This is a genomic window from Bradyrhizobium zhengyangense, from assembly GCF_022012555.1.
GTDB classification, from domain to species: Bacteria; Pseudomonadota; Alphaproteobacteria; order Rhizobiales; family Xanthobacteraceae; genus Bradyrhizobium; species Bradyrhizobium zhengyangense.
In genome coordinates this window covers 1-11,395 of record NZ_JAKLTZ010000049.1, presented here as the reverse complement: position 1 = coordinate 11,395, position 11,395 = coordinate 1, and the positions used below count along the sequence as shown (strand labels likewise).

At 58.6% G+C, this 11,395-nt stretch carries 8 protein-coding genes and 3 pseudogenes; 2 read left to right on the top strand and 9 right to left on the bottom strand.

Annotated features, from left to right (window positions below; genetic code table 11):
- Positions 1–109: 109 nt before the first annotated feature.
- The 8 genes and pseudogenes from L6639_RS42420 to L6639_RS43415 form a co-directional block, all read right to left on the bottom strand.
- Positions 110–424 carry a co-chaperone GroES gene (locus L6639_RS42420; RefSeq protein ID WP_128955103.1) on the bottom strand — a complete coding sequence of 105 codons (315 nt, stop codon included), beginning with the start codon at positions 422–424 and terminating at the stop codon, positions 110–112.
- Positions 425–1,673: 1,249 nt separating this feature from the next.
- Positions 1,674–2,329, bottom strand: a pseudogene (locus tag L6639_RS42415) (IS3 family transposase); the annotation flags it as partial.
- Between the two features lie 407 nt (positions 2,330–2,736).
- Positions 2,737–2,940 (bottom strand): aminotransferase class I/II-fold pyridoxal phosphate-dependent enzyme, encoded by a 204-nt coding sequence (locus L6639_RS43200; protein WP_256438976.1) that lies wholly within the window; start codon positions 2,938–2,940, stop codon positions 2,737–2,739.
- A gap of 89 nt (positions 2,941–3,029) precedes the next feature.
- Positions 3,030–3,209, bottom strand: a pseudogene (locus L6639_RS43195) (DegT/DnrJ/EryC1/StrS family aminotransferase); the annotation flags it as partial.
- A 1,410-nt stretch (positions 3,210–4,619) separates the two neighbouring features.
- Entirely contained in the window at positions 4,620–5,477 is an 858-nt protein-coding gene (gene aepX, locus L6639_RS42405) for a phosphoenolpyruvate mutase (RefSeq protein WP_128930179.1), read from the bottom strand.
- Positions 5,478–5,759: 282 nt separating this feature from the next.
- Positions 5,760–6,806 carry a hypothetical protein gene (locus L6639_RS42400; RefSeq protein WP_128929790.1) on the bottom strand — a complete coding sequence of 349 codons (1,047 nt, stop codon included), beginning with the start codon at positions 6,804–6,806 and terminating at the stop codon, positions 5,760–5,762.
- Positions 6,803–7,546, bottom strand: coding sequence for a hypothetical protein (locus tag L6639_RS43420; protein ID WP_308421720.1), 744 nt, complete (start codon positions 7,544–7,546; stop codon positions 6,803–6,805). Before L6639_RS43420 ends, L6639_RS42400 begins: the two co-directional genes overlap by 4 nt.
- 8 nt (positions 7,547–7,554) lie before the next feature.
- Positions 7,555–7,977 carry a TlpA disulfide reductase family protein gene (locus L6639_RS43415; RefSeq protein ID WP_308421721.1) on the bottom strand — a complete coding sequence of 141 codons (423 nt, stop codon included), beginning with the start codon at positions 7,975–7,977 and terminating at the stop codon, positions 7,555–7,557.
- Between the two features lie 968 nt (positions 7,978–8,945).
- Here L6639_RS43415 and L6639_RS43190 point away from each other — a divergent pair.
- Positions 8,946–10,094: pseudogene (locus L6639_RS43190) on the top strand (IS256 family transposase).
- A 501-nt stretch (positions 10,095–10,595) separates the two neighbouring features.
- Here the strand turns inward: L6639_RS43190 and L6639_RS42375 are convergent.
- Positions 10,596–10,757, bottom strand: coding sequence for a helix-turn-helix domain-containing protein (locus tag L6639_RS42375; RefSeq protein WP_232995617.1), 162 nt, complete (start codon positions 10,755–10,757; stop codon positions 10,596–10,598).
- Positions 10,758–11,198: 441 nt separating this feature from the next.
- Here L6639_RS42375 and L6639_RS42370 point away from each other — a divergent pair.
- On the top strand, positions 11,199–11,395 hold a 197-nt coding region (locus tag L6639_RS42370), incomplete at its 3' end, for a transposase (protein ID WP_377803224.1).

The window sequence follows — 11,395 nt, the reverse complement described above, 5'->3', positions numbered from 1 at the left end:
GTCGACGCCGCGCAGCATCTTGTCGCGCGCTTCAACCGAGAATTTGACTTCTTTGGCTGCCATCTGGAATTTTCCTTAAGGTGTTTGACTGGAGGGAGGAGGGAGGCTCTTAAGCCGCCTTCTTCTTGGACTCGGCGACCTCGAGAACGCCCATCACGTCGCTCTCCTTCATGATCAGCAGGTCCTGGCCGTCGATCTTGACCTCGGTGCCGGACCACTTGCCGAACAGCACGCGGTCGCCGACCTTCAGGTCGATCGGGATCAGCTTGCCAGCTTCGTCGCGGCCACCGGGGCCGACGGCGACGACTTCGCCCTGGGAGGGCTTTTCCTTGGCAGTGTCGGGAATGATGATGCCGCCAGCGGTCTTCTCTTCTGCGTCGATGCGCTTGACCACGACGCGGTCGTGAAGCGGACGGAATTTCATGCAGTCCTCCTAATATTTGCACGAGTTGAGACTTCAACCTTGTGAGCAATCGATGCCTACGAGTGCTAGCGCAGACGCAGCTGAAATAGGACGGGGCTTCTACAGGAGCAAGAGCTTCCAGCAAAAAATCACACTCAGAAGTCGTCTCTGCCAGAATCATTTATCGTAGCTAACTGGCCCGGCCGCTATTAGCGCAGTGTGAGGTTGCCCTGCTCGGCCGAGGTCTGCACGATTTCGCGGCGGATGCTCTTGGCCTGGAAGAACGCTCAGACATTGGTGCGCTCGAGAGTCTTAGTAGTTGCTAAAGCCATTCTTGGTCTCATTGACTGCTCGGATACGGCTCCGGCCGAAACGAACCCTAGCGCTGATGAACGCGCGACGTAACAGGAGTTCGCCGGGCTTGCTTCAGTGGACGGAATTCTCATCGAGTTAGCCGCGACATCCGCAACAGCCAAGGAGTGTGAACAGGTTCGGGATGCCGTCTCGTTCTAGGCAAGCCGATCTTGAAAAATAGCGCCTTTTTTCATCTCGCTCCATCGCTAACCTTGGCAGTTGACCGGAGCTGGATGAAAGCGGCCAGGGGCCGGCGGCGACCTCTTCAAGGAGCTGAACGAAACGCCCGCGCGGGAGAACTGAATCAAGACGAGATCAGCGCTCACGCAAAGTTCAATCGCGCTTCGTCCGCCCTTCTTCCGCGGTGATGCTGATGATCGTATACGCATGCTTCTCGCGTCTTATATTGCGACGAGATGGGCTTCCGGGGAGGCAACGAGATGCAACGCCCCCGGTTTCACCGCATCTTCTTCAGACCGCTCGCGAAGAGTGGGGGCGGCACACGACTGGATCGGGGGATACGCCGAGTCCGCCCCCGCATCACCTTGAGAGGATTGGTGACGCGAGTTTGAAGGTAGCAAACAAGGCGATAGCGTAGCTACTGCAACTATCTCACACCAGGATGGCTCGCATGAGGGTTGAATCGGCCGTGGCGATAGGTTGTATGCTGTTGGGTCCTCGGGTGTCCCGGCTGTGCGGAGAGAAGAAATGCCGATTGTCACGACAGCGAGCGCAAGTGACGGACAAAGAACATTGCAGACAAGACGAAAGATGTGGTTCGGAGCCTAACATCCATCAGCAACAATGCTTCGATTTTCGCCGTTAGTCGCCCCGCTCAACGCGGTCTTCAATCTCGATAGTGCGTCAGACTGACCTCTTTTTGCGCTCTGATCTTCCCCCGAGAAAGCGGACGGGTTTAAGCGGCTTTTAGCTCCATCTCGATCGGAGGGATATATCCGATGGCGGAATAGAGCCTGGTTCGATTGGAGAAGCCCGCGATGAAGGCGAAGATGTCGCGCCGGGCTTCGGCACGGGTCTGGTACTGACGATGATGAACGAGCTCGGTCTTGAGGGTGTGGAAGAACCTCTCCATCGGGGCATTGTCGTAGCAGTCGATGCGTCAGGCCCGCGGCGGTAAGGGCCGCGCGATACTCGTGTGAAGCGTACTGCACTCCGCGATCGGAATGATGGACCAATCCGGCGTCCGGCCGCTGCTGGCGAAGCGCCATCGTCAGTGCGGAGGAGACGAGTTCGACCCGCATGTGATCCGGCATCGCCCAACCGACGATCTTGCGGCTGAAGAGGTCCATGACGGCTGCCAGGTACAGCCAGTCCTCCGCCGTGGGACGTAGGTGATATCGGCCAGCCAGACCCGGTTTGGGGCCGCGGCGGTGAAGTCGCGCGCGATCAGGTTTGGTGCGATCGGCAGATTGTGGCGACTGTCGGTGGTGCGGACGCGACATGGCGGCGCCATGATCGCCCGAATGCCATGCCGTCGCATCAGCCGTTCGATCCGGCCACGGCTGGCCCACGTCCCCGCGTCCGCAGGGCGGCGTGGACTCGAGAACTGCCGCTGGCTGCTCTCGCGATGGACCTGCCGGATCTCGGCATCGGCGTCGCCTGCGTGGTGGGCCGCCACGCCGCCGATGCCGGCTCCTGCCGGAATTTGTCTATCCAGCGGCGCAGCACCGCGCAGACCGAGCTCCTTGGCGACCGATCCGATCGATCGACCACTCGATACCGCCAGTTCAACGGCCTAGCGTTTGTAGTCCTCTGTGAACCATCGAAGTTGACGTTCTGGCATTCGATACCTCCGGGCTCTCTGAGCTACTACAGGTGTCCACTTATTCGGAGGAGGTGCAGAAGTCCTATCTCACGAGCGTCAGAAAGGCGCCGATGCATCAGCCGCTCAGAGCAGCCGTCATGGATTTTGAGGTGGTGCATGATCGCGTGCTGCGCGATCACATTGGCGTTCGAGGTCATATGTCCCTGCAACTTCCTGGCCGCAGAAACGATCTCCGGGGGGCTGCTAAATAGCCCAGTCGCCAGCGAGTGATCGCCAGTTCCTTGGAGAAAGCGTTGACCAGGATCGTCCGTGAACGTACGCCGGGCTGCGCCATGACAATCGATTCATGGCGCTCACGAGTGAATACGAAGCTGGAATAGCATTCGTCGGAAAAGATCCATAACTGGTAGTTGATGCGAGGCCTCCGATAGCTCGAAGGGTACTTCGATCATAGACTGCACCAGTAGGATTGTTGGGCGAGTTGACGATAATGGATTTCGTGCGCGGTGTACCAGCGGCGCGGATTGCGTCAATATCGGAATTATATCGGGGCGGGCGGGCATCAACGAACACGGGTTTTGCGCCAGCGAGAAGAACCTGGGACGGGAATGTCGGCCGGCAGGGACGAATGGCGATGGCCTCGTCACCCGGATCCAGCAGAGCCAACGCAACATTGAGCAGCCCTTGTTTTGCATCCGCTTCGAGACTCTAACTGCCGCTGGATGAACATTCAGTGGCAGGTCAGCAGTTATAACGATATCGTTCAAATGCCAGCCGATGCCGGTTTCCGATGACAGCTTTTCGGCAACGGCGCTGCGAAGCGGCGTCAGGCCGATGGCATCCGTATAGCGGTTTATCTTGGCCTTGATGGCGGCAATTGCCCCCTCGCGGGCCGATGATGGTGGATCGATGATCACTTCACCCGCCGCCAGATCGATGATCGGACGGCGCCATCGGCAGCTAACTTAGCTGCGTCACGAGCGGCGGCAGTGCCCGAACCTAAAAGCAAAGACAGTGGTTGCGCCAGCAGGCGCTCCTCCTGAGCTGATTGTGGTCTTTCACGATCGAACCACTCGGCCGCATTTCGCGATCTGCTCAGTCATAGGTCGCGCTTCGATTACGGCGAACTCCGCAGCAGATGAAGCCTCATAGCCACTCGAGATAGGCGCTCCCTCCTCAATCCAGGCAATGCGTCCTTTCGATTGAAAAGGGCAGCAGAACGTCCTCCCGCCGGAGTATCGGAAACCGCAACGCCAAACCAATGTGCTCGAAACCGCTACTGAGGCGGTGTTCACCAACAGCGCGCGAGCGACTCCGTCGTGGCCAATCGGCGTGGCACATCGGTGGAATGTGGAACCTGCGCGCCGGATGATCGTGTCAGCGAGCCGATCACGCCCTTCCACGCTAAAGGAGAGGACGCACTGACCGTGCTGCATTTCTGCGGTCGATTGTACAGCGCATTGATCACGTGCATTGGCAAGAACAGACTGTGATTCGGGTCGCATGCGGAATTCCTTGCAAGTGACGTGTGAGCAGTCGGGCGCACGTCGGTCAAATATTTGATGCACCGACGCCACCATATCAATTGATAAGTGTGGTAGTTGATCGCACAACCTGTAAGGCATTGGCTTCAGTGGAATGCGCTCTGCAATTCAAAGATCTTCGGTGCTGTCGATGGCGTAACGCCTGAGATCGTCGCATGCATGGCTGCGAGCTGCAACTTTCGAACAGACAAGCAAGAAGCTTTTCTGTGCGGGCCTTGTAGCTCCGGACTCGATGATATCGTGCAGGGCCGCAACGATTGTCGACCTCGGGGTAGCGCCCAGAATTGCACCTGGTTCATCGTCTTAAATGGTCGTGGTCTATTGGCGAGAGGGTTGCCGCGGTTTGTTTCGTGCGGAAACCCGGAAATCGAGCCACGATCCGACAGGAGAAACGATCGACCCTTTCATTAACGGAGCTGCTGCGGCGACATCCGTTGCCTGGCCGATCATCAGATACTTTAAGCGGGACTATCGACAAGGGCGATTGAACCGCAACAATCGATCGAGAACGAGATATCGGGTGGATGAAGACCTATCCTGGGTCAAGATATCGCTCTTCCGCGCGAGCGAGTTCGTCGTACCTTAATAACTCGAAGATCTCTTCAAGGGTCGCGATAGCTGGCTCAATGCTGGCAACGCCTTCCTCAGCGATAATGCGGCCGCAGACGTGCCGCATTGCCGCAGTCGCAGCTCGCATGGAGTGATTGGCCCAGATCACGGTAGAGATGCCGGCATCACGGTATGACGAGACCGGCGTTCGATAGTATTTTGTTGGAACGATTACGACAGGTCGGTGGTTCTGCCAGGAACTCGCGAACGAGAGTATCTCGTCCGCCGTGCTCTTACGCGAGTGAATGAGGATCGCGTCGGCTCCCGCAGCGGCGTAAGCACTAGCGCGTACCAGTGCTTCGTCCATTCCATGGCCGGCGATCAGGGCTTCGATCCGAGCCACGAGGACCAAGTCTTCCGCCACTGTATCCTTCACTGCCCGCAGACGGCCGGAGAATTCATCGATATCTGCGAGCGGATGCCGATCGCCAATGAACGAGTTCATTTTCGGAAAGCAGCTGTCCTCAAGCGCGACGCCGGCAGCGCCGCGCTGACGGAGTTTCCGTGCCAGCAGGCGTGCATTGTTGAAGTTCCCGAAGCCGCCATCACCGTCAACGAGCACAGGCAGTTCGGTCGAGTCGACGATCCGCTCGACCACGTCGACGAGTTGGCTCCATGATGCTTCGTTGGCATCTCGGTAGCCAAGAGAGGAGGCGATTGCGAGGCCCGACGCCCACAGACCTTTGAATCCCGCGCGCTTGGCGATTGCGCCGGAGAGCGCATCGTGAGCTTCCATGAGGAAGGAGAGGTCGCGGTTGGAGCAGATCTGAGCGCGCAGCATTTCTGCAAGTGAGGCGCATGGTTTAGGGCGGTTGCCGAGAACTGACTGTGATTGCATCGCGACTCCTTTGTTGGGACATGTGACCGGCGGACATTCTCGGGATGTTCTGCCAGTTCTCGATCGAGGTAAGCCGATCGCGCTCGTGTGGCTCAAGCGATAGCTGACATGCATTATCTAGATAAATGCTTAGACGTGGCAGTTGACCGAACGACCAAATTATTGGCGAGCGCTGTGGGATACTTCGGGGAGTTCGGTTAAGCCCTAACATCGCACCTGCCCTGATTAACTCGCCGATCTGCCGCTCGAGCGCTGCCCGCTTGCATACTCCCTTAACAGCCACTTGGTGGTTCTATAGCGGCCGACGTAAAGCTTGTAGTTGCGGAGCCGCGCCCGCCTCTTGGCGGATTGCCGGCCGGTGCTGCCGTCCTCGTACAGTGGCTCCATGCTTATGTCGAAGTCGAGGTATGGCATCACCGTAAGCTCGAGGAAGCGAGCGCCTTCGAAGTCTTTGCCGCTATGGGCTGGTTTGTAGCTGGCACGAATCAGCATCGAGCGCAGCAGCATGTGATCCTCGCCATAGATCTGGGTGAAGATCTTGCGCTTCGGCCAGACGATCGACCGGGCGATGATTTCATTCTTGCGTTCCACATAGGCGCAGGCCAAATCGCCGGCGCCATAGGCGCGCGCCGGGTGCTCCGTGGCATTGCCGTAGCCGCCATACTTGCCGAGCTTTTCGACCGGTCCTGACATGCAGCTGGACGGGCCGACAATATAGACATGCTCGATCTCGTCCGGTGTTCGCGCTAGCTTCAGTTCGAGGCCCTGCTGATCGGCCGCGAACAGGTTGGCGAGTTGGGTGATCTCGTCCGCGCCGACGAAGTCGGCAAGGTACTTCTGCAGGTAGGTTCCGACCTTCATCTGAGTGTGGAGGTCTCGCTCACCATTTTCCACGCTCTCGGTGAAGGCAATCTTGCTTTTGTCCTTCCTGGAAACATGCAGAAAATGGTCTTTGGGAATCTGGTCGGCCCACCAGACGCCGGACGCAAAGAATGGTTTTTGATATTCGCCCCGGTCGAAGCGGGCCTGCTCGCGGCAGCGCCAGTTCGGGTCCGGTCCCTTGCGCGGGATCAGTTTACGGTTGAGGGTATTGGAAAGCCCGATCTTTTTCGACCCCCGCGTCTCTGCGATGGTTAGCGCCGCCTTGCTGGCACCGTCGACGAACGGCACGAATGTCCCGGGGGCGGGCATTTCGACGATCTGGTACATCAGGCGATGCCCGGTGCCGGCGAGCTGCGCCAGATCGGCCTCTGTGATTTTATTGTCGCTCATGCGTCATTTTCACGCGTCTGAATACTCGCCCTTAGCTTTGGCGGTGAGGCGGAGCCAAACAAAAGCGCCTCTAAAGCCTTCTCAGTGCTGTACTTGGCCAGGGCCTGAATTAACGGCCGCACATAATACTGTCTCTCTTCTTCCTGTATGAGCTTCGAATCGCTCAGCGAGGTCAGTGCCAGTTCGATCAACTCGATCGCCCGTTCCTTGTTGCCGCTCTCGTAATAGTACTCAGCGATCGCCCCATAAGACCGGAACTTATAGCCATCGGCTTGCGGTGGATTCAGCCATAAAATGTGTTCAGCCAAATCCCTGCCCATTGCAAAGCGCTCGGCAAGGGGGAGGTGCGAGGCATCATTTGCCGGATCGAAGAGTTGGGTTAGAGCCACCGTCATCAATTCCTCGGACCCTTTATCGATCGCGTCACGAACCAATTGGCGCATGACGGGCAAGCCGGCCCGTAAGTCGCGAATTTTGTGAAGCAACAGATTGACATGAATCTCACGAAGGTCGATTTCGTCCGGCATCAAGACGAGCCCCTCTTGGACCGCCGAGAGCGCCGTCGTCCAATCCTTTGCCCACAGCGCCGCCCGAAGTTTAGCGTAGATTGGCGAGGTGGGCGTTAGCTCGCGGGCTACCCGTTGGTTCTGCTCAATCCGCTTCGCGTCGGCGGCTTTAGCTTCTTCGCTGGTTCGCCAGACCCCTTGAAGAACCTTCGGCAAAACATCATTGAGTTGCATTGGATGTCCTATGAACGCGATGTGGCCGTCGCGATCGACGACGAAAGAGATGGGAATCCCGGAGCAAAACTGGGGTCTCCCCAAAGCTGCTTCATCTCGCCTGTGAAGTCGAACGCAATCCGATAGTTCAGTTTCGGAGACGTTTCGGTCAACCACGCCTCCAACTTGGTTCTGGCCTCGTCCGCCGTTGGTGCTTCTTCGCCACATGCGACTCCGATGACCTCAACTCCGCAATCTTTATATTTCTCCTGCAGTTGAACGAGATAGGGCATCGCCGCCGTCATACATCGTCCGCACCTACTTGCCCAAAATTCGACAATGTAGACTTTCCCGCACTCGAAGTTCGCAAGGGGCTGGCCACGCAGCCAACTCCCCACCTTGATGGGAGGAGCCAAAGATTCCATGCGCAGCGCCACGTTGCTGTCCGACATATTATCAAACCCTACGCGACTTATTTTGACCGCTTGTCTCTAAGAAACGGGTGGAGAGCATCGATCGCGTGCGTGCACTCAGCACTCTTAGTACTGCGTGTTTGCAATGAGTGTGCCAGCGGTCGGAGCGCGTTAGGCCTATGATCGCACTTTTGAAAACCCCCCGGCGCCCAATTCGGGCAGTGTTCTGAACCAGACGCGTTTGGCGCCAATGTCACAAACTAGACACAGATCGCGCCTTGCGCCGCCTACAAACACTGGTGTGGCGGTTGTGAGCCGACTTACAAGTATAGCTGGTGAGCTAGACGGATGGTCCGACAAAGACGAACAGTGTGTCCGCCAGCATGGCTTGCTTCGATAGCTCCGACCAGCGCGCGACTTCGTTGTGTTGCACGTCTTAGGTTTAAAGGCATGCAGAAGGGAGCTACGCACGGCATGAGAAAAGCGGGGTAACGAGGCCAGTGCCGAAGCATGCCAGAAGCTCTCAAGGAGAGCGATATGCCGCGAAGGAGATTGCAAACATATCCCATTTCGTCAGCCCGACGAGATCGACGACCCAGTGACCAATGTCCTGCGCGCCGCGGCAACTTCTGGGCAAGCTATCACGAAATTATCTTGCCACGGTAAAAGGAGTTGAAGCCGACGAAAGCGCCGTGTCCTGTGGCATGGTTATGGTCCGTCGCGAACGATCAGGCCGGCAGCGGCCCGATCGAAGTAGCGCGGCCGAATGTCGCAACCGCGGGGCGGCTCGAGATGGCGAGCTGATTCCTGCGTGAGGTTTGTCTGGCGCCGAACCGGCGTCCGGCGAAGCGGCGATCGACGTCTTAGTGGAAAATTACCGCGCCAAGTAGGGCCAGGTGATCAGATTGTCTATCAATAATCGTGCCGCGCTGCTAACCTTCTACGGCTCTCTAGCCGAACATGGGATTCACTTGCGCACGACCACCCGCAACTTCCGAAACGACGAGATGATGAAGCTTCGCGCGCCCGTGGAGAAGGCCCCAGACCTGCGCGAGATGATTGGCTTTGCCGCCAACGGCTGATGAAGCTGGAGGTCGCCGTACAGACCGGAGCGGCCTACGGCGAGCAGAGTGCCAGCGGTTGAACTACGCATTCCCAAACTGCGCAAGGAAGCTACTTCCCGGGTTCCTGGAGCCGCGCCGCATGGCTAAGAAAGCGCTGAGCGCAGTGACGAGGAGGCCTACGTGCAGGGCGTCTCGAACCGCTCGGTGGATCATCTCGTGCAGGCCATGGGCATGACCGGGATCTCCAAAAGCCGGGTCAGCCGGCTCTGCGGTGACATCGAAGACAAGGTGTGAAGGCTTTCCTCGCCTGCCCGATCGAAGGCGACTGGCCGTATTTGCGGACCGACGCCACCCACCTGAAGGTGCACCAGAATAGCCGCATCGTCTCGCTCGCGGTGTTCCTCGCGGCCGGTGTCAACGGCGACGGCCGGCGCGAGATCCTCGGCATGGACATGGGCCCGTCCGAAGCCGAGGCGTTCTGAACGACTTTTCTGCGCAAGCTCGCCCACCGCGGCCTACGTGGCGTAAAGCTGGTTGTGTCCGATGCCCATGAGGGCATCAAGGCCGCCGTCAGCAAGGCGCTCAACGCGACCCGGCAGCGCTGCCGCGCGTCCCCTTCATGCGCAACGTCTTCGCGCATGCGGCAAGAGCCGGCCGGCGCGTCGTGTCCGCCTTCATCGCCACCGCGTTCGCCCAACACAATGTTGAAGCGGCCAGGGCGCAGTGGCGCAAGGTCGCCGATCAGCTCCGGCCTCAAACTGTCCAAGCTCGCGACCCTCATGGACGAAGCCGAGCTCGGCGTGCGAGCCTATATGAGCTTCCCGGCTCCGCACCACGCCAAGCTCCACTCGACCGATCCGATCAAGGGCCTCAACGGCGGAATAAGCGGTGGACCGAAGTCGTCGGCATCTTCCCAATGAAGACGCCATCGGTCGCCTCGTTGGTGCGTTTTTGCTCGAGCAAAACGACCAATGGGTCCTCCAGCGCGCCCGCTACATGACACTGGAAACCATCGCGTCATTGAGCGATCATCGTCGTTCTGCCCGCTGTGGCAGGCTGATGCCTTCCGACCCGCCGGAACATCGGCGGTGACCTGCCGCCAGCTACACCACGCCACGGAACACGATCCGCCCAAAACGCCGTGATCGACGGGCTGAGCCGTCGCCTACAGAACTGCCGCGCGCTCAGATATGCTCCACCAGCGAACTCTCCTTTTCCATGGAAGCTCACGATGCGCTCTCCAGCGTGATCCCAAGAACGCAGGGTTCGAAGCCCGTGGGCGGCGGGCCTACCAATTCTGCCTGCTCTTTCGGCTCGCGAGACGCCAATAAGGATCATGGAGCCAACTCATCGACATGGTCGAGCGGATCGTCGACTCGACCGCACGGCCTGTGCGCGTTCACGGTGATGGCTCCTTCGGCAATTTCAATAATGCGCGCCTGCTAGCACGAGAACTTCGTCAGCGCGGGCGTCCCGGGTGTCGCGTATGAAGGCCCCGGTGAGAGCCGACGCGAACTAGTTGCCAAGGCTCGCATGATGCCATCCACGCAGCATTCCCGGGACTTGAGGCCGTCGCGAAAGCTCGACGTCGCGCTAGTCCTTATCCTCGTCGCGCTCCTGCGACGGATCTGAGATCAGCTTGAGGCGTATCGCCTTGATGATACCCAGGACGCGGGTCCTCGTATCAAGCTCTTGCCGGGCGTTCTTAACATGATAATTGACCGTATTCTCGGTGATCTTCAGTTCCTTCCCCATGACGATCTCCCTTCTGCCCCCAACTGGAGGCATTGTTTTTCGCGCTCGGATAGCTTCACTGACGTATCGTGGTTCATGTTTTAGGCGCTCCGTATTACGACCAGATCGCAATCTCTAACCAGCAAGCCGCATGCCAGTTGGGGGCTTGAGAAAATCAGGCGACAAATGCTTGAGAAAGGGCGGACGATCGATTTGCGTCGCCTTAGCGGTCGAAGCATCGCGACATAAGTCGGAAACTCAACGTCCCCTTTGCAGCACCGGCGACATCAGTCGATATCGATCAAGAAGAGCGCGGCCTAGAATGGGACCGTTTTGCTCTCTTCATCTGCGGCGACGGCGCGGTGTGTAACTGAACAGTAACCGGCATGTGGCCCCCACCGAGCCGCCGCTCGGTTTGCGCTCGATAAAGCCTGGCATGAGCTGATCGGTGGAGGTGGAACGATGGCAAATGCCATGCTTGATGCCAGGCAGGAAGATGACGCCTATCGTCGCGTCGAGGTGATCACCGGGGAGCGCCGACGGCGTCGGTGGACTAGCGAGGAGAAGGCCCGGATCGTGGCAGAGAGCTTTGAGGAGGGTGCGAACATCTCCGAGGTTGCGCGGCGCAATGGCGTTTCGCGCGGGCTGCTTACGGTGTG